Origin of the sequence: Flavobacterium cucumis (assembly GCF_900148835.1) — a bacterium.
Classification (GTDB): Bacteria; Bacteroidota; Bacteroidia; order Flavobacteriales; family Flavobacteriaceae; genus Flavobacterium; species Flavobacterium cucumis.
In genome coordinates this window covers 139,819-159,265 of sequence record NZ_FRYK01000005.1, presented here as the reverse complement: position 1 = coordinate 159,265, position 19,447 = coordinate 139,819, and the positions used below count along the sequence as shown (strand labels likewise).

The 19,447-nt window shown below is 35.4% G+C and carries 18 protein-coding genes; 1 reads left to right on the top strand and 17 read right to left on the bottom strand.

The features are described 5' to 3' along the window. Nucleotides 1–54: 54 nt before the first annotated feature. From BUE95_RS12075 to BUE95_RS12005, 15 genes are all read right to left on the bottom strand, one after another. Nucleotides 55–1,734 (bottom strand): sodium:solute symporter family protein, encoded by a 1,680-nt coding sequence (locus BUE95_RS12075; RefSeq protein WP_073584860.1) that lies wholly within the window; start codon nucleotides 1,732–1,734, stop codon nucleotides 55–57. A gap of 389 nt (nucleotides 1,735–2,123) precedes the next feature. Then, on the bottom strand, nucleotides 2,124–4,571 hold the full coding sequence (locus tag BUE95_RS12065; protein ID WP_073584858.1) for a PIG-L family deacetylase: 2,448 nt from the start codon (nucleotides 4,569–4,571) through the stop codon (nucleotides 2,124–2,126). A 72-nt stretch (nucleotides 4,572–4,643) separates the two neighbouring features. Further along, entirely contained in the window at nucleotides 4,644–6,125 is a 1,482-nt protein-coding gene (locus BUE95_RS12060; protein WP_073584856.1) for a rhomboid family intramembrane serine protease, read from the bottom strand. 4 nt (nucleotides 6,126–6,129) lie between these two features. Continuing rightward, on the bottom strand, nucleotides 6,130–6,666 hold the full coding sequence (locus BUE95_RS12055; protein ID WP_073584854.1) for a mechanosensitive ion channel domain-containing protein: 537 nt from the start codon (nucleotides 6,664–6,666) through the stop codon (nucleotides 6,130–6,132). Then, on the bottom strand, nucleotides 6,650–7,243 hold the full coding sequence (locus tag BUE95_RS12050; protein WP_073584852.1) for a Maf-like protein: 594 nt from the start codon (nucleotides 7,241–7,243) through the stop codon (nucleotides 6,650–6,652). Before BUE95_RS12050 ends, BUE95_RS12055 begins: the two co-directional genes overlap by 17 nt. Then, nucleotides 7,236–8,159, bottom strand: coding sequence for a geranylgeranylglycerol-phosphate geranylgeranyltransferase (locus BUE95_RS12045; RefSeq protein ID WP_073584850.1), 924 nt, complete (start codon nucleotides 8,157–8,159; stop codon nucleotides 7,236–7,238). The genes BUE95_RS12050 and BUE95_RS12045 overlap by 8 nt, the downstream gene beginning before the upstream one ends. A gap of 237 nt (nucleotides 8,160–8,396) precedes the next feature. Beyond that, nucleotides 8,397–8,924, bottom strand: coding sequence for a KdsC family phosphatase (locus BUE95_RS12040; protein ID WP_073584848.1), 528 nt, complete (start codon nucleotides 8,922–8,924; stop codon nucleotides 8,397–8,399). Then, on the bottom strand, nucleotides 8,908–9,666 hold the full coding sequence (locus BUE95_RS12035; RefSeq protein WP_073584846.1) for a Rossmann-like and DUF2520 domain-containing protein: 759 nt from the start codon (nucleotides 9,664–9,666) through the stop codon (nucleotides 8,908–8,910). The genes BUE95_RS12040 and BUE95_RS12035 overlap by 17 nt, the downstream gene beginning before the upstream one ends. Nucleotides 9,667–9,854: 188 nt before the next feature. After that, nucleotides 9,855–10,784 carry a transglutaminase-like domain-containing protein gene (locus BUE95_RS12030; RefSeq protein WP_073584844.1) on the bottom strand — a complete coding sequence of 310 codons (930 nt, stop codon included), beginning with the start codon at nucleotides 10,782–10,784 and terminating at the stop codon, nucleotides 9,855–9,857. A gap of 27 nt (nucleotides 10,785–10,811) precedes the next feature. Beyond that, nucleotides 10,812–11,657: a substrate-binding domain-containing protein gene (locus BUE95_RS12025; protein ID WP_073584842.1), complete on the bottom strand. Its 846-nt coding sequence runs from the start codon at nucleotides 11,655–11,657 to the stop codon at nucleotides 10,812–10,814. Between the two features lie 107 nt (nucleotides 11,658–11,764). Beyond that, nucleotides 11,765–12,631 (bottom strand): nucleoside phosphorylase, encoded by an 867-nt coding sequence (locus tag BUE95_RS12020; RefSeq protein ID WP_073584840.1) that lies wholly within the window; start codon nucleotides 12,629–12,631, stop codon nucleotides 11,765–11,767. A 142-nt stretch (nucleotides 12,632–12,773) separates the two neighbouring features. Then, on the bottom strand, nucleotides 12,774–13,106 hold the full coding sequence (locus tag BUE95_RS12015; protein ID WP_073584838.1) for a translation initiation factor: 333 nt from the start codon (nucleotides 13,104–13,106) through the stop codon (nucleotides 12,774–12,776). A gap of 52 nt (nucleotides 13,107–13,158) precedes the next feature. Continuing rightward, the gene (locus BUE95_RS13895) at nucleotides 13,159–13,362 is read right to left on the bottom strand and encodes a GxxExxY protein (protein WP_262494374.1); all 204 of its coding nucleotides are present in this window, start codon (nucleotides 13,360–13,362) and stop codon (nucleotides 13,159–13,161) included. 68 nt (nucleotides 13,363–13,430) lie between these two features. Further along, nucleotides 13,431–13,541 carry a GxxExxY protein gene (locus tag BUE95_RS13890; protein WP_262494373.1) on the bottom strand — a complete coding sequence of 37 codons (111 nt, stop codon included), beginning with the start codon at nucleotides 13,539–13,541 and terminating at the stop codon, nucleotides 13,431–13,433. Between the two features lie 146 nt (nucleotides 13,542–13,687). Further along, entirely contained in the window at nucleotides 13,688–14,641 is a 954-nt protein-coding gene (locus BUE95_RS12005; RefSeq protein WP_073584836.1) for an isopenicillin N synthase family dioxygenase, read from the bottom strand. Between the two features lie 315 nt (nucleotides 14,642–14,956). Here BUE95_RS12005 and BUE95_RS12000 point away from each other — a divergent pair, with 315 nt between their 5' ends. Then, complete coding sequence (locus tag BUE95_RS12000; RefSeq protein WP_073584834.1) at nucleotides 14,957–16,933, top strand: alpha-ketoacid dehydrogenase subunit alpha/beta; 1,977 nt, start codon at nucleotides 14,957–14,959, stop codon at nucleotides 16,931–16,933. A gap of 785 nt (nucleotides 16,934–17,718) precedes the next feature. On the opposite strand, the gene BUE95_RS11995 is transcribed toward BUE95_RS12000, so the two are convergent. After that, nucleotides 17,719–18,744: a helix-turn-helix transcriptional regulator gene (locus BUE95_RS11995; protein WP_073584832.1), complete on the bottom strand. Its 1,026-nt coding sequence runs from the start codon at nucleotides 18,742–18,744 to the stop codon at nucleotides 17,719–17,721. 67 nt (nucleotides 18,745–18,811) lie between these two features. Beyond that, nucleotides 18,812–19,423, bottom strand: a complete 612-nt coding sequence (locus BUE95_RS11990) for an HD domain-containing protein (protein ID WP_073584830.1) — start codon at nucleotides 19,421–19,423, stop codon at nucleotides 18,812–18,814. Nucleotides 19,424–19,447 lie beyond the last annotated feature (24 nt).

Sequence of the window (19,447 nt, the reverse complement as noted above, 5' to 3'; positions counted from 1 at the left end):
TTAACCACAAATATTTTTTAAAAGCGGCTCTTCTTGTAGTAGAAGAGCCGTTTTTTATTTTTCATTAAAAAATTTCTGAAGGAAAAATGCCAAAATAATGGTTAGTAAAGCGCCAATAAAATTCAACCATAAATAACTTACCACATCCAAATAGAAGATGTAAAAAATGGTTAATTGACTAATACACGCTCCAATGAAAGCGGCTTTTCCTTTAATGTAGTTGATATAAAATCCAATTAAGAAAATTCCTAAAACCGTTCCATAGAAAATCGACCCTATGATATTTACCAATTGAATCAAATTCTCAAAAAGAGAACTGATACATGCAAAACCTATGGCTACAATTCCCCAAAACACGGTGAAGTATTGCGTAGCTACCACATAATGTTTGTCTGATTTATGGCTCACGTTTCTTTTATAAATATCTATTGCAGAGGTTGCTCCAAGCGAGTTTAATCCTGAAGCACTAGAAGACATAGCCGCACTAAAAATTACCGCTAACAGCAATCCTAAAAGCCCCTTGGGCAGGTAATTTAAAATGAAATATAAGAATACATAATCTTTATCATTGGTTTCGGTTTTACCATCTGCTTTCTTAATCACGTCTTTAGCTTCCTCTCGTAGATCTTTCTCTTTTAAAGAAAGGGCCACCATTTGCTTTTTTAGAATCGGATTATCAAATTCATTGTGTTTTAATTGTTCAATGTAAATTTGATTGACAATTTTTTTATCCGTATTAATTTGGGACAATTTCTGTTCCAGATTTTCATAATCGGCTTTGTAGGTTGAAGCTTTTACTTTTTCAACATTTGTAGGGTTGAAATGCAATGGCGCATTGTTAAATTGAAAGAATACAAACACTAAAACCCCAGTCAAAAGAATAAAAAACTGCATCGGAACTTTTAAAATTCCGTTCATAATTAATCCCATCTGACTTTCTTTAACCGATTTTCCTGACAAATAGCGTCCCACCTGCGATTGATCGGTTCCAAAATAGGATAGCATTAAAAAGAAGCCCCCAGTAATTCCGCTCCAAAAGGTATAACGGGTTTCTGGATTGTATGAGAAATCTAGAATATTCATTTTTCCATTCGCCCCTGCAATATGAAGTACGTTCGAAAAATCAACCTCGTGTGGCAAATTGGATAAGATGTAGAAGAAAATGATAAACATTCCCGACATGATGACGAACATCTGCTGTTTCTGGGTAACGTTAACGGCTTTGGTTCCACCAGTTACGGTGTAAACGATTACTAAAATACCAATAATGATATTAAGCAGGTTCAGGTTCCAACCCAATAAAGCAGATAAAATAATGGAAGGCGCATAAATGGTAATTCCTGTTCCTAAACCTCTTTGAATTAAAAACAAAATAGCCGCTAATGTTCGGGTTTCGATATTGAATCGTTGTTCTAAATATTCGTATGCAGTATATACTTTTAATCTATGATAAATAGGAATGAAAGTGTAGGCAATTACAATCATGGCTAAAGGCAATCCAAAATAGAATTGTACAAATCCCATTCCGTCATGATAGGCTTGCCCTGGAGTTGATAAAAAAGTGATGGCACTGGCTTGTGTTGCCATTACAGACACCCCAACTGTAAACCAAGGGGTTTCGTTGTTGTCTAATAAATAGTCTTTTACATTAGCACTTCCTTTCGTTTTTAAAATGCCATAAATCACAATAAAAGATAAAGTTGCAGAGAGAACGATCCAATCTAAACTTTCCATACTAGGTATAAATTTCCATTATTAAATAGAAAACTAAAATGTAAATAGCATTTAGTAGCAATACGATGCTATAACTTTTTTTCCATTTCTGTTTTTCTTCCATATTTTTTTTTGTTTCAAGTTTCAGGTTTCAAGTTTCAAGTTTCAGGTTTCAAGTTTCAGGTTTCAAGTTTCAGGTTTCAGGTTTCAAGTTTCAGGTTTCAGGTTTCAAGTTTCAGGTTTCAAGTTTCAGGTTTCAAGTTTCAAGTTTCAAGTTTCAGGTTTCAAGTTTCAGGTTTCAAGTTTCACTTTTCACTTTTCACTTTTCACTTTTTACTTTTCACTTTTTACTTTTCACTTTTTACTTTTCACTTTTTACTTTTCACTCTTCACTCTTCACTCTTCACTAGTTACTCTAAAGCAATCAAATTAGCTAACAAACGATAAGCACCGCTTACGCCTTCTGGAAGTTCTCTAAAGAAACTCAATCCGGTGTAAATGTAATTTCCTTTTCCGTGTTTCGCTATTAATAAGCCGCCTTTTTTTGGTGTTTCGCCTTCGTCATTGGAAGCTAAAATAGGAATAAATTCCGAACTCCATTCGTTTGGATAATACAATCCTTGTTCTTGAACCCAACCCGTGAAATCTTTTTCTGAGATTTTATTGGGTTGATTTAACACTTTATGATTTGGAGACAAGAAAGTAACTTTTGCATTTTCATCGGTTACACGGTCTCTAGAAAGCTTTAAATTATAAGGTGCTATTTCTTTAGTAATCAGATTGTTTGTGGTGTTGTATTGTACAATAACGTTTCCGCCTTGGAACACATAATCGAATAAAATTTTATTTTTAAATTTCAATTCGTCTACCACATTAAAAGCGCGAATTCCTAAAATTACGGCATCAAACGATTTTAAATTTTCAGCAGTAATGTCGTTCGGATTCAAATGGGTAACTTGGAAACCTAGATGTACTAAATTTTTATCCACTTCATCGCCAGCCCCCATAATATAACCGATATTTTTTCCTTTTGTAGCAATATCTAATTTTACGGCCTTGGCGGCAGACGTAACTAAAATGGTTTGTTTTGGAATATGTGGATATTGAATGGTAACCAATTCTTTGTCTAAAACAGATTCATTAGATGTGGTAATTTGCGCTACTATTTTGGTTGTAATTTCTGGCTTGGTAGGGTAAACTTTAAAACTAAATTTACGCTCCTCATTTTTACCTGCTATAGTAAATGGAATTTCTTTCGGTTCTATTTTCCAATCCTGCGGAATGGCTAAAGTCAATGTTCCAGAAGCATTTGCTTTGTGCGCTTTTACTTGTACCGTAATCTCTTTCGGTTGTGTTGCGTTGAAAATCATCACTTTTGGTTCTATTGTTGACGTAAATTCAGGTAAAATAGTAAAAGGGACGTAGGTTTCACCATCATCTGGATTGTTAAATTTGTAACAAATATTCTTTACGAATTCAAGGGTTCTTCCTTCAATTTCCAGAGTAAAAATTACAGGAAATGAAGTTGAAATTTCAGGTAAAATTCGAATCGATTTATCCGATACTTGATACATTCCTTCCGTTTGTTGCTCTTTTAACCAAAACAAGTTGGAATAATCAACAGCATCTCCAACAACTACCTCTTTAAATTGGAAACTTAGTTTCTCGTTATTTTTTAAAGATTTATTTAGCGTTTCATTTTTAATATGCAACGCATTAACCGATATTAATTTTACATCGGACGAACTGCGATTGATGACTTCTAACTGAAGATTGAATTTACTGTCTTTAGTAATCGTTTCTGTATCAGCTACAGCTTCCAGATATAAACCACTACACGCTTCAATGATTTTAAGGAGCTGTTTTGTTTTGATTTCTTTCCAATGGGTGTCCTCTAATTTCTGAATTAAATCATACGCTTGTAGGAAACTTGGGATGTGCACAGCAGGATTTCCAAAGTTGAAATTCTTTTCAATTTCGTATAAAATTTTACCAATTTCTGAACCGCCCTTTACTCGGTTCCATGAGGTGTCGATGCCTTCAAATAAGTTGGTACTACTCGGCAAATCGCCTCTTAATAATTCTAAGTATTCGGTTTCATCACCGCGTGTTCCGATGGTTCCAAAGCCTTGGCATTTGTGCTGACTGCGACTCAAAGCGGCAATTTCGTTATTGCTTTTTCCTTTTAACGGATAGTAAACATTTGAATTGATGGTTAACAATTTGGATTTATCAGCAGCATTAAAGGCTTCCTCACTTCCATAAAACCACCAAGAAGTATTGAAAAAAATTCGCTTGGGTTGGTACTTAATCAAATCATAAGCTTCCAAACTCAATAGGGCAGAAGCAGTATGATGTCCGTGTGTAGTTCCTGGTGTATTGTGTGCAAAGCGATTAACAACAATATCAGGTCTAAAGGTTTCCATTACCTGAATTACATCTTCCATCACTTCTTCTTTGTTCCAAATAGCAAAAGTTTCGTTTGGCTCTTTAGAAAATCCGAAGTCATTGGCACGGGTAAAAAATTGTTCGCCACCATCAATTTTTCTGGCAGCTAAAAGTTCTTGTGTTCTAATAGCACCTAATTTTTCTCGTAATTCGGTTCCAATTAAGTTTTGGCCACCATCTCCACGCGTTAACGACAAATAGGCAGTTTGGGCATGGTAATGATTCGAAAAATAGGTGATTAGCTTGGTATTTTCATCATCAGGATGTGCGGCAACATACAAGACTTTACCAAGGAAATTAAGCTTTTGTACTTGCTCGTAAATTTCTACGGAATTTAATTTTTGGGGTGCTTGCGCAAATGCGAATAGGGTAATAAAAAAAATAAAAACTGAAGTAAAGTTTCGATTCATTGCAATGGATTTGTTTCAAAAATAAGGAAATAAAAAAAAGGAAGATTTTTTTGCTTCCTTTTTAACAGATTTTTATAAGTTGACAAGAACATGAATGATATTTTCAATTTCTTGATTCGTTTCAATTAGTTTTTTGTTAAATTTATCAGATTTGGTTTCAATTTTCTGCTTGATTAGTTGGGTTTGCTGAATTCGAAGTAAAACATATTTTTTCAGGATTTCATTTTTCTTCAAAACTTCTTCAGGAAGACTGAATTTTTCAATTTCATTCACAATTTTAAGATTCTTCTTCCAGTAATAAAGGGTATGATTATCTATGTAATGTAGGATTTCTTCTCTATTATAATCGCCTTTATTTTTAATTTCAAGGGCTAACATTTCATTTCCTTCAAAATCTTTCATTTTGACGTCATAAACATCAAAATAGTTTAACTTTCGTCCATCATTCGCTCTGTAATTTTTAATCGGATTTGGAATTTTTTCAAGAGTTAAATAGGAGCCACTGATTCCTAAGAAAGAAACCACTCCCAGTATCCAATAATTCAACTCTTTTGACTCTTTATTAATTAAGCCATAGTAAAAAGCATATCCAATAGCAAATCCAGAGATCAACCCCCCCAAATGAGCCGCTGCATCAATCCCTTCTTTCATACCGGTGATCAGGTTTAATCCAATATAAATCAAGATATAAGTTAACATGGACTTTCGAATGGCTTTATCCAAATAATTGGTGGTTAAAAGGGCTAAGAAAATTCCAAACAGACCAAAAATAGCACCTGACGCTCCAGCACTCAGCGCAAAGGTATTCCACCACAAACTAGCCGTACTGGCAACAAACCCAGAAATCATGTATCCTATTATGAATCGGTATTTCCCAATGATGGGTTCTAGTAGACTGCCTATGAAAATTAAGGCATACAAATTCATAATGAGATGTATGATGCCTATATGAACGAAAACACAAGAAAACAAACGCCATAATTCTCCATTCAGCGTAAGTGATCTTTCATTTGCTCCCCATTGGATTAAATCTTCGGCTGCTGGCGCAATAATACTTGTGCCATCGATTGCCATCAATAGAAATACAATGATATTTAGAAAAATTACTATTGGAGTAAAGAAATAGTCTTTGGTAGGGATAAAAATTTGCAGGTAATCTTTAAAACTACTTCGCACTTTATTCACAGCATCAAAATTACTCGGTTGCTTATCAGTAGCTGCTACTACATAAGTTGTAAATGTTCTTTGTTCATGAAGTTTGATTTGTTGCAACAAACTTTCAATGTTTTTTTTATTCTTACCCCAATCAAATAATTGCGTTCCGATGCATTTACTTTCTAACGTTACTTTTGTTTCCGTTATATGAATTACAATAGATTCTCCCCAAGAGCTTAAGGATAATGAAGTATGACCTTCAATCTTATTTTCAGTAAAAGAATCAATGCTCCATTTCAGTTGTTTGAAAGCAAATTGAATGGAATTAAGTATTAAGGGTTGGTCATTTGAATTGATATCAAAAGCAACAACATAATGAGGGAGTAGTTTGTTATTCATAGGGTTAATCAAAAAATTCTTTCTCTTCTTCGTGTTTGTAGATGACTGAAATCCCTTTTTGCATTAGCAAATTGTTGGGATACGTAATGGTTTCTCCATCACTAGTTTTCAATACCATATAAAAAGCTTTAATGTCTTCAATTTCGCCTTCAATAGGGAAATCTTTGTCATGGATTTTTATGCGGTCACCAATTTTAAACGGATAGGAGAAGAAAAGAATAATACCTGCTGTGATATTACTTAAAATAGACCATTGTGCAAAAGAGGCCACCCCTACAACCGCAAAAACAGAGGAGATGAACAATAAAATTTGATCTTTTTTTACTCCCCAAATAATCGTTATAGAGAAGAATGCTAAAAGACCAAGTAGTAAATTGATGTACTTGATAATTAGATTAGTACGATGTTCTAAAACCTCATTTAGGGTCGCAAATCGTTTTACTACTTTGGCGATACTAACACGTAAGATTACATAAAGCAACAACACTACTAATGTTGCAATTTCTTCATGTAAATAAGGGTTTTCAATCCACTTTAGCATAATCTAACAATTTTTGAAATAACAGTTCAGTAGGTAAACCAACGACATTGGTATACGAACCTTCGATTTTAGAAATTCCGATGAGTCCAATCCAATCTTGAATGCCATAACTTCCTGCTTTGTCAAATGGTTGGTAGTGATCGAGATAATACCGAATAGCCTCATCAGATAAAGCATTAAAAGTTACTTTCGTTACGCAATGAAAAACGGTTGTTTTCACAATCGATTTTAAACAAACAGAAGTAATGACTTCATGGGTTCGATTGGACAATTGTTGCAACATATGAAACGCATCGTCATAATTTTTGGGCTTACCCAATGCGTTTCCATCCAACCAAACGATGGTATCGCTCGTAACTAAAATATCATCCTCTTTCAATTTCCCTTCAAAAGCACTTGCCTTTAATTCGGCTAAGTAATTTGTAATTTGCTCCGCTTGTAAATGATCGGGGTAAATTTCTGCAATTTCTTTAAGACGAATGGTATAATGCAAATCCATTTCCTTAAAGAATTGTTGTCTTCTAGGCGAACCCGAAGCTAAGATGATATTAACTTTATTTAATTTGTCTTTAAGCATTGGCTAATTTTAAATTGTAAACGATTACAGCAACCGATAAAATTCCAAAAAATAAGATTACTTTTAAAACAACACTCAACTGGTGAAATTCTTTTTTGGTAGTAGCATTTAGCAATTTCAACCCAAAATAAAGGAGAGGACCTAAGATTAATAACATGGCATAATACACCACATAATCCAATTCGAAAAAATTTGAATTTACGTAGTAAACCAAAATGCCGATGGCAATGACGGTTAAAATCCCAACCATTAGCTTTGTTTTTTGGATTCCAATTGCGATAGGTAAGGTGTTGATTCCCGATTGATAATCGCCATCCATATCTTCTAAGTCTTTAACAATTTCCCGAATCCAATTGATGAGGAATGAAAATAGCGCATAATGGATGATAATATCGAAAGCTTCTTTCATTCGGAATCGATTATCCACATCTACAGCCGGTAAAATATCGAACAAGCCAATGATGAGGATACTGCTTGAAAGCAATAAGGCAACCACCACATTCCCCACAACCGGAATTTGTTTAAAACTTGTGGCATAGATATAAAGTAATGTTGCTACTAAAATAAACATGGATGCAAAGGAAGGTTTGTAAATAACATTAGATAAATAAAATCCTATCCCAACCCCAACAATTGTGAGTCCGATGTACCAATTATAAGCCACTGTTTCTGAAATAGTAACACCTACTACACGATTTTGTGGTTTCGCAATCGCATCGGTTTCCTGATCCATGATGTTGTTGATGACATAACCTCCTGCAGCGATAAAAACAGTCGCTATTACTAACAAAATATAGTTGAAGTCAGTAAGGGCCAAATCAACATACGATTGTGCTAAAAATAAATAACGAAATACCAATTGCATAAAGGCTAGCATTAGTAAATTTTGGTATCGAATAAGTTGTAAGTATTTCATCTGTTTTTGTTTCAAGTTTCAGGTTTCAAGTTTCAAGTTCCAAGATTCAAGTTTTAGGTTTTTGGGACACGGATTGGAGAAATTGGAGCAATCTTTAAAATCTTTTATTCACGCATAATAGCACTCAAATTTCAATAGTATGGTTTACAAGAAATAATTTTTGTTTCAAAATTAAAACCCTTCAAACCCAACACCAATTACCCATTTCCGATCACCCATAACCCATCACCAAATCAATTAATCAAACTTCGCATCAAAATGTTCCATCCATTTGCCTTGTACTTTCATCACTTGTTCAATAACATCGCGAACGGCTCCTTTTCCGCCTTCTACATGCGAAATGTATTTGGAGATGCCTTTGATTTCAGGAACTGCGTTTTGAGGACATGTGGGTAAGCCTACCAATTGCATAACGTGATAATCTGGGATATCATCGCCCATGTATAAAACGGTTTCAGGATGAATATTGTAAATATCGGTGAATTCTTTAAAGGTTTCTACTTTGTTAGGAACGCCTAAATGAATATCGGTGATGCCTAAATTTCTCAAGCGAACGCGAACCCCTTCATTACTCCCCCCCGAGATAATACAAACGGTGTAGCCATTTTCAACAGCAGCTTTCATCGCATAACCATCTCTAATGTTCATGTTGCGAAGCATTTCGCCAGTAGGGGTTACGTGTATGGTTCCGTCAGTTAACACTCCGTCTACATCGAAGACAAAAGTGGTGATTTGGTTCATGAGCTCTTTATAACTTTTTGACATGTTGTATAGATTGTGTAAGGGATTGATATAGGTTTTTATATGTTGGATTTTCTAAAAAATCCAAATGTTTTTGAATGGTCTTGGTGTCGTTTCGTAGGGCCGGACCCGTTTGGGCTTCTCTTGGCGAAAGTTCGGTAATTTTATGCGCGGTTTCCTGAATTAACGGATGCAATACTTCAAAAGGAACGTTGTTTTCTTCGCAAATTTCATTCCCAATGTGGTACAAATGATTCACAAAATTACATACAAAAACGGCAGCTACATGCAAACTTTTGCGTTGTTCCGAACTGATTCGAACTACTTTTTGAGAAATACAACGGCCTAATTTTTCTAAAAGCAGATAATCCATCTCTTTTTCAGCCTCTAAACAAATGGGAATAGGAGCGAAGTCGATTTCCTTGCCTTTGGAAAACGTTTGTAGTGGATAAAAAACGCCTTTACGATTTTTATTAGGCAATACCGAAATGTCAGAAGTTCCAGAGGTATGCACGACCAAGCGATTTTCAAAGGCTAACTGCGCAGAAACTTCCGCAATGGCATTATCAGAAACCGAAACTATGTATACATCAGCTTCAACAATTTTTTGATAATCAGCTGTAATTTTTGAGGAAGGAAGCAAATGGGATAAATGACTTGGGTTACGCGCAAAGGCTTGTACCAAGTCCACCTCTTTAGCAGTTAACAACACTTGAATTAAGTGCTGCGCCACATTTCCTGAACCGATTAAAACGACTTTTATCATGGGGCTAAAATAGTGAAATTTAATTTTATTTTAGTTAAAAATCGGACAGGTTTTATAAGGATATAAGGCTAAGTTGATCAGATATAAGGAATCGGACGGGTTTTAGATAGCTATCAGGTTTTATAGTGTTGGGTTAGGTGATTGTGGCCTACGGTTTTTTATTTAATAGGCATAAAAAGCCAAGCAGATTAGTTAAAAGTAAGCGCTCCTAAGATTTCTTCGCTCATGAATTTTCCACCGGGATAAGTAGCGGTGTAATCCAGATTAAGCCAAATTTGTCCTCTTTCGTCAATATGGTAATAGATTTGCTGGTATTCGCTTTCTTCGACAAAAAGTACTTCTTTGATGTAGTAAATTGCGGTTTCCAAATCTTTTTTGTTCCCAATTAACATTTCGGGATACAAATGGCCTCCAGTGTGAATAATGCGAGGGGTGCCACCAATGGCTTTTATACAGGCCGACATTAAGATGGCATGGTCATCGCAATCTCCAGAGAAATGTTGTAAACTTTCAGTGGCAGGAGCAATGTATTCTCTCCCTTTGGGATCGTTTACGTAATTCCAACGATTTCTAATTTCTTTGAATACAGCAAAACATTGAATCATTCTTCGGATTTCTCCTGTTTGTTTAATTTCTCTGAAATGTTTTGTAGTGGCAGATAAAGCAAAATTTCGAACTTTTGGATTGGAAAACTCCACCGCATTTATAATTTTAGACTTGTTCGGAAAAGGAAGTAACTTGGCTACAATAATATCCTGAGGATTCGGTGTTTCGCTCATAGAATATACCATATAACGATAATCTTCAAATACACGATTAAAGCCATAATTTCCAAATAAAGTACCATATAATAAAGCAATTACATACAAGAAAATGATGAGAATAATTATGGTTTTTACCAATCGAAGTAGCAGTTGTAGGCCAACAAGGATCACAATGAAAATCAACACGCGATCTAAATGCAATACCCATTCCAAATCAATTAAGTTTTGATGCTCAATTAATAAAAGAGGAATGGCAATCAAGATATTCAACAAAAAAATGACAACACTATCCCACGGCTTTGGTAAAGAAAGCTTTTCTTTGATTTCGGCGATAGTTGGGATTTTTATTGTCATCTCGTTTAAAACGATAAAAATACGGAATTATTTAAGTAGCGACTCTTTTGGGAGTTTTTTATCAATTATTTGAAGCTTCAAAAGCTGTTCCATTATTTTATCTAGCGTTGGACCTGTCATTTGTTTTTGGGACCAACGTGTTAATCTTAACCATTCTTGAATTGCGTCTATTTTTTGATGGTATTTAGATGCTAAGGTTCTGTCAATACTCGGAATCATTTTGAATTCTTCCGTTGTGGTATTGATAATGTCTAGAACCTGCTCGATGACTTTTGGGTGCTGTTCTAAAACGGCATTGCGAACCGCAATCACAAAGCAAGGCCAAGGGGTAGGGCAATCGGCAATTCTTCTAAAAGTTCCGTTATCAACAAGGGGTTGTGTCATAAAACGCTCCCACATGAAATAATCCGCTTTTCCTGAAGTTAGACTTTCAACAGCACCATCCAAGGTATTCACGATTTCAAAGGGTAAATTTTCCGTGTTCCAACCCTGATTTTGAGCATTCACAATACTCATCAAATGGGAACCCGAACCCATACGGGAAATCGCTACTTTTTTGTTTTCTAAATCGGAAAGGGTGTTATAATCGGAATTTGCAGCAACATGAATCCCCCAAATTAAAGGACTTTGCACGTAAACTTGCACAATCTTACTCGGATTTCCAGCAACAATGTCTTTAATAATGCCTTCGGTAAGAATTACAGCAATATCGGTCTCCCCATCGCGCAGCATTTGACACATTTTTCCAGTCCCTTCAGGAACGTCTGTCCATTGTAAGTCGATACCCACAGCTTCAAATTCGCCATCTTCGATACACATGTGCCAAGGTAAGTTGAAATGTTCAGGAACACCCGCTATTTTGATTGTTTTCATAGTTTTTTAATCTAAAAAGAAGTAATTGATATTGAAAAAGTGTCTGGAACACGGATTTAAAAAATTCAATAAATTTCAAAAATTTCTTTAAGCTGTGTTCCTCTTCATTATTCCGCTAATTTATTCAATGCATATACAATTAATTCATCTACCGCTTTGTAGGGATCTTCACTAAAAGTTCCAGTCGCACGGTTAGCAATGATAGCATTTAACGATAAACAGTTGTGACCTAATAGTTTTCCTAAACCATAAATAGCACCCGTTTCCATTTCCAAATTGGTCATTCGTGTTCCGTTGAAATTGAAACGATCCATTTTAGCATTTAATTCTGGATCTTGTATGCCTAAACGCACTACACGTCCTTGTGGGCCATAAAAACCTCCAGCAGTTCCTGTGAATCCTTTGAAAATTTTATCGCTTTCTAAACGTTGCTCTAAAGTTTTGCTTCCTGCAATTACGTACGGACGCCCTTTTTTCATGTCCCAATTCGTTTGTTGGATAAAGGCTTCTTCCATTTCCGTCTCTGAAACTTCATCAATTAAATAGGAGCGAAGCATGTTGTCTAACCCCAAACCATACTGACTCATTACAAAACTATCACAAGGAATATCTGCTTGTAACGAACCCGAAGTGCCAATACGAACGATATTCAAGGAAATCAGTTCTTTTTTAACGGTTCTGGTTGCTAAATCAACGTTTACCAGTGCATCTAACTCGTTCATAACGATGTCGATGTTGTCTGGACCAATTCCAGTTGACATCACGGTCATTCTTTTGCCTTTGTATGTTCCGGTTTGGGTTTTGAATTCACGTTTTTGAGTAGTAAACTCAATAGCGTCAAAGTGTTTTGTGATTTTCTCTACACGATTTTGATCCCCAACGAAGATAATATCGTTAGCGATTTGTCCAGGTTTTAAATTGATGTGGTATACACTTCCGTCTGGATTTAATATTAATTCTGATGCTGCTATCATTTTAGTTCCCTAACCCCCGAAGGGGAAATCCTATTAGGGGTGAATAGGTTTTAAGTTCTTATATTTTTTTTTACTAAAAATATGAGATTGTTATTAATTTTATTTTTTTCATTTTTATTCCCCCTTTGGGGGTTAGGGGGCTTTACCCTCCAACGCGTTTTGTTTTGAATCCTTTGTCTTGTAAGATTTTCATGATTTTATCGCGATAATCCCCTTGAATGATGATTTCGCCCTCTTTAAAAGTACCACCAACGGCTAATTTGCTTTTGATTTCTTTCGCTAAGATCTTAAAATCTTCGTCTTCACCTTCATAGCCTGAAATAATCGTAGTAGGTTTTCCTTTACGCTTTTCATATTTGCAAATCATGGGTGTTGCCTGAACGAATAATTCGTGAGGAAGAATTTCTTCTTTTTCTTCTTCTAAAGGTTGATGATCTGGAAATAGTTTTTTTAGTTGTTCTTCTAAACCACTCATAATTAATTTTTTAGAACGCGGATAACACTGATTTTACGGATAACCGCTGATTTTATTTTCTATAATTTAGAAATACTTTTCTACAAAACTCAGGTTTTTTTCCAAAGTTTAATAAAAGACCTACTTCAATATTTGTACTTTTTAAATAATTAATTAGTTGAAATTCATGAGCTTCGGTAATGGCTTCAGTAGCTTTTAATTCTAAAATTATTTTATCGTTTACTATTAAATCGGCATAATATTCACCTACTTCAATATTTTTATAGTATACTTTTATTTGCTTTTGAGATTCAACTTCAAAGCCATTTTTTTTAATTCATTATATTATGCATTTTGATAAACTTTTTCAAGAAAACCATATCCTAGTTCATTATATACTTCATAAAACAATTTCAAAATTGAGCCCGTTAACTCTTTGTGTAAAATACTACTCATAATTTTTATTATTAATCTGCGGTTATCCGAAAAATCCGTTTCATCCGCGTTCCAATGTGGCGTGTAAATCTTAATCTTTAAACAAAAAACCAAACCCCAATGTTACTTGGAATTTGGAATTTTATTAATTGGAATTTTAATTTCCTTTATTTTTTAATCAATCCTAATTCCACCAAACGTTCATGCAAGAATTCACCAGCAGTGATGTCTTCATACAATTTTGGATGGTTTTCATCGATACATTCCGGTAAGCAATTTAAGTTCATGTCGCTTACTGGGTGCATGAAGAAAGGAATGGAATAACGAGAAGAACCCCACAATTCTCTTGGTGGATTAACCACTTGGTGGATGGTTGATTTCAATTTGTTATTGGTGTGTCTTGATAACATGTCCCCTACGTTAATCATCAATTCGTCTGGCTGCGCCATCGCATCAATCCATTCGCCGTTGTGATTTTGTACTTGTAAGCCTTTTCCTTGCGCTCCCATTAATAAAGTAATCAAGTTGATGTCACCATGTGCTGCTGCACGTACGGCTCCGTCTTTAGGTTCGTCAGTGATTGGTGGGTAGTGGATTGGACGTAAAATACTGTTTCCGTCTTTGATATATTTGTCAAAGTAGAATTCGTCTAAACCAATGTAAAGCGCCAAAGCTCTTAAAACATAAACACCTGTTTTTTCTAACATTTGGTACGCTTCTTTACCTACGGTATTGAATTTCGGTAATTCTGTTACTTCCACGTTATCCGGATATTCGCCAGTGTATTTTGAACCTTCACTAACGTATTGTCCAAAATGCCAAAACTCTTTTAAATCTCCTGCTGAACGCCCTTTAGCATGCTCTTTTCCAAAAGAAACATAACCACGTTGTCCGCCAATGCCTGGGATTTCATATTTTGCTTTGGTTTCTAAAGGTAGCGAAAAGAAGTTACGCACTTCGGCATATAAATCTGCTACCAATTTGTCATCTAAAAAATGACCTTTTAATGCTACGAAGCCGATTTCTTCATAGGCTTTTCCGATTTCATTTACAAATTTTTGTTTACGTGCCGGATCATCCGACAGGAAATCACGTAAGTCAACACTAGGAATTTGTTGCATACTTAAACTTTATTGTTAATAAATCAAATGGGCTATAACCCAAGTAAATACAAAGGTAATTAAATATTTTAATTGGGAAAGAGGAAAGTTGTTAACAATGGGGGTGATGGGTAATGGGTGATGGGTGATGGGTAATGGGTGATGGGTGATTGGTGATGGGTGATTGGTGATGGGTAATTCATTTGTGAGTTTTGCGTTTAAATTTGAACTTAAACTTGTTCTTGCTCTTGAAATTTGTCTTATCTTTTTTGTAACATTTCGCTTTCAAAATGTTATTTTTATTACTTTTGAGCAAAATTTAATTGTTCCCGTATCATGAACTTTGAAAGAAAAGAATTATCCAATCCACAATTACTTGATCTATACAAGAAAATCCTAAAACCACGTCTAATCGAAGAAAAAATGTTGATTCTTATCCGTCAAGGAAAAGTATCCAAATGGTTTTCGGGTATTGGACAAGAAGCGATTTCGGTTGGAATCACTTCGGTGTTGGATCAAGACGAATATATTTTGCCGATGCACCGTAATCTAGGGGTGTTTACTACGCGCGACATTCCGTTGCACCGCTTGTTTTCACAATGGCAAGGCAAGAAAAACGGATTTACTAAAGGACGTGATCGAAGTTTCCACTTTGGAACGCAAGAATATAAGATTATTGGAATGATTTCGCATTTGGGACCTCAATTAGGGGTTGCTGACGGAATCGCTTTGGCCAATAAACTAAGAAAGAATGGAAAAGTAACCGCTGTATTTACAGGTGAAGGCGCTACTTCAGAAGGCGATTTTCACGAAGCTTTGAATATTGCAGCCGTTTGGGAATTACCCGTTCTATTTGTCATTGAAAATAATGGTTACGGATTATCAACTCCAACAAACGAGCAGTATCGTTGTGAAAACTTAGCTGATAAAGGGGTAGGCTACGGAATGGAAAGCCATATTGTAGATGGAAACAACATATTAGAAGTCTATCATTTGATTTCGGAATTGAAAGCTTCCATGATTGAAAATCCGCGCCCAGTGTTGTTAGAGTTCAAAACGTTTCGAATGCGAGGTCATGAAGAGGCGAGTGGTACGAAATACGTTCCGCAAGAATTGATGGACCTGTGGGCTGAAAAAGATCCTGTTGAGAATTATAGAAATTACTTGAAAGCAACAGCAGTCTTAAACGACGAAGATGACGAATACATTCGCGCTGTTATAAAAAAAGAAATCGATACCGATTGGGCAAAAGTCCAAGAAGAACCAGAAATTGTCGCTTCTTTGGAAGAAGAACTAGGCGATGTTTATGCGCCTTATGAATTTGAGGAGTTCAACCCATCTTCGGAAGTAGAAAACATTCGTGTCATTGATGCGATTTCGAATGGTTTACGTCAGTCGATGGAACGCCATGAGAATTTAGTCATCATGGGACAAGACATTGCCGAATATGGTGGTGCTTTTAAAATTACGGACGGATTCGTAGCGCAATTTGGAAAAGAAAGAGTTAGAAATACTCCCATCTGTGAAAGTGCTGTAGTTTCAGCCGCCAACGGATTGTCAATAAACGGATTCAAAGCGGTAATGGAAATGCAATTTGCGGATTTCGTTTCTACCGGATTTAATCCTATCGTTAACCTGCTAGCAAAGCAACATTACAGATGGCAAGAAAAGTCGGATGTAGTGGTACGTATGCCTTGCGGTGGTGGTACGCAAGCGGGACCTTTCCACTCGCAAACGAACGAAGCTTGGTTTACCAAAACGCCAGGATTGAAAGTAGTATATCCCGCATTTCCTTATGATGCAAAAGGATTATTGAATACCGCAATTAACGATCCTAATCCCGTATTGTTCTTCGAACACAAGCAGTTGTATAGAAGTGTGTACCAAGATGTGCCTAAAGATTACTACACCTTACCTTTCGGAAAGGCATCCTTGATTAAAGAAGGAACGGATGTAACGATTATTTCTTTTGGAGCTGGTGTGCATTGGGCTTTAGAAACCTTAGCTAAAAATCCAGAAATTAAAGCGGATTTATTAGATTTAAGAACCTTACAGCCAATGGATTGGGATGCGATTTACACCTCAGTGAAGAAAACGAATAAAGTAATCATTTTACAAGAAGATACTTTGTTTGGTGGGGTGGCTAGTGATATTTCGGCAATGATCATGGAAAACTGTTTCGAATACTTAGACGCTCCAGTAAGAAGAGTAGCAAGTATAGAATCAGCAATTCCATTTATGAAAACCTTAGAAGATCAATATTTACCAAAAGGTAGATTTGAAACGGAATTAAAAGAGTTGTTGGCTTATTAAATGAAACACATAGCATCATAGATTACGCTGAGCATCACAGTATTTTTATTGAAGTGGATTGCGTTAAGAGAGCTCACAGAGCGTTTTACTTAGTTGAGTTTTTTAACAGTTCAGTTTGTCATGTTGGTAAGGATTTCCATTGTAGGTAATATTTTTTAGAACGCGGATAAAACGGGTTTGCTTAAATACAATTAAAAGACACTTTCGGGTGTCTTTTTTTATTTTGGTTTTATAGTTCTCGATACAATTTTCAAAAGCAAAAATTGGCATTTTTCCTTTTAAAAATCACTCGAACAGACGGTGGTGTGGTTCCTGTTTCTTTAGTTGTAAGTGACGGATGAGTAATTTCAAATTTATAGTTTAAGAATTCTTTACTAAACATCTTACAATTCAGTATTTCCACCTCCGTCACTTCGAGTGTTTTGTGTTTGTAAAGCCTAAGATTTGCCAACACAAAATGTATCGAGAACGAATGAAAGTAAATCGTTGCTACAATTCTCTATACAATTTTCAAAAGCAAAAATTGGCATTTTTCCTTTTAAAAATCACTCGAAATGACGGTGGTGAGGTTCGTGGTTCTTTAGTTGTAAGTGATGACTGAGTGTTTCTTTTCTGTAATTTTTAAATGCTTTACTAAACATCTTACAATTCAGTATTTCCACCTCCGTCACTTCGAGTGTTTTGTATTGGTAAAGCCTTAGATTTACCAATACAAAATGTATCGAGAACTATTGAAATAATTCAAGTATTGTTTTTTTAAGTAAAAAAGCTGTTGCTTCTGATAATTATAAAACATTATTTTCATCATAGCGTTTTAACGATTTCTCTAAAACACTTTTCATGCGCAATCGCAAACGTTCGGGTTTTAGGACTTCTATACCGTCTCCGAAGCCTAAAAGAATGCGTTCCATTTCGTAGTTTTCAACTAGAAAAAGATTGATGATAATGCTTCCGTCTTCGTTTTCTTTTAGCAATCGTTGGGAACGGTGGAGTGGTTTAGTGAGCACATAAGGCGCATTAATGCGGTCAATCCAAAGTTGTATCGGTTTAGGTTGTAAACCTGAATTTACAGTAACGCCAATGACATTTTTATAATAGTTTTCGGCATCAAAAGATTGCTCCAAAAACGGCATTTGAAAATCGTAATCAATCTTAATAATTCGATCTAAGGCTAAATTAGCAATGGGTTGGCTGACTTTTTTGCGTCCCACTACAAACCAACGATTGTTAAACTCTTTCAGAATAAACGGATGGAAATGAAATTGATTTTCTTCTCTAGATTTGAAGGACTTATACGTAATTACTAAAACTATTTTTTTAACGATGGCTTGGTAGATTTCATCTAAAAAATGCAAGCCTTTTAAACTCTCGTTTTTATCCAAATGAATTACGGGTTGGGTGTGCGATTTCTCGGCATAGATTTTATCTTCTAAACGTTGGAGGATATCTGAAACATCGTTAAAAAGCGAAAAATCTTTGAATTGCTTCAACATGGAAACGGTTTCACTTAGGACATTAATATCCGTTTCAGTTAAAGGAATATCGGTTATGGAGAAATCTTCATCGGCATAATGGTAATACTTTTTATCATAGACCTCAATTGGCGCATTGTAGCCCAACTTTTCGCTACGCATCATCTGAATATCCAATTGAATAGTACGTTTGCTTACGGGGTTTTCTTTACCTTCATATTCGTACAAAGCTTCGCTACAAGCGTTCATTAAATCTTCTAATGTCCATTGACGGTAGTTGTTTTGCAAACATTTGTCGATGGTTTTGTAGCGGATGAGAGCGTTTTTGTTTTGAGCCATTTTTTGAAGTGTTCAGTGTTCAGTGTTCAGTGTTCAGTGTTGAGTGTTGAGTGTTCAGTATTCAGTTTTACAGAGTAGCGATTTCTTTTTGGATGTTTTCTCGTGCTTTATCTTCAAAAAGCGATCTAAACGTTTCTGTTTGATAGATGTTTTTGTTTTCTAAGAAATGTGCTAAAGCCTTTTTTCTGCCGGGATTGTAGAGAAAATCGGGATAGATAGTATACTCTTTTCTGATTTGTTGGCAATAGATTTTGTAGTCTTCCCAATCTTTCGAAAGGATTTTCAAGTCAAAATCGATTAACCAATTGTTATCTTCGTTTTCGTTGTGTTGGTGCAATTGTGTGGCTAGAATCAAATCAAAAACGAGTTCTTTGTTGAGTTGGTGATTGGGTTTTAGGAGTGCAATTGCGTGTTCGGCACTTTTTAATTCGTTGTCTTTTCTCGTGACTTTGTACACATAATCGTGATAAAAAATACTGTACAATACTTCGTTAGGCTGTTGCAATTGCTCTTTGTATTTCAAAAACCAAAACACCATTTCTTCCAAATGCGTGACATTGTGATAGTATCTTGATTTTTTAGAATACGCTTTCTCTAAATCCAACCATAGACTGTTGATTTCATTTGGATTAAAGCCTATTTCAAGTAATAGGTTTGCATATATTTCTTTGAGATTCATAATTAGAATTTACTCAAAAATACA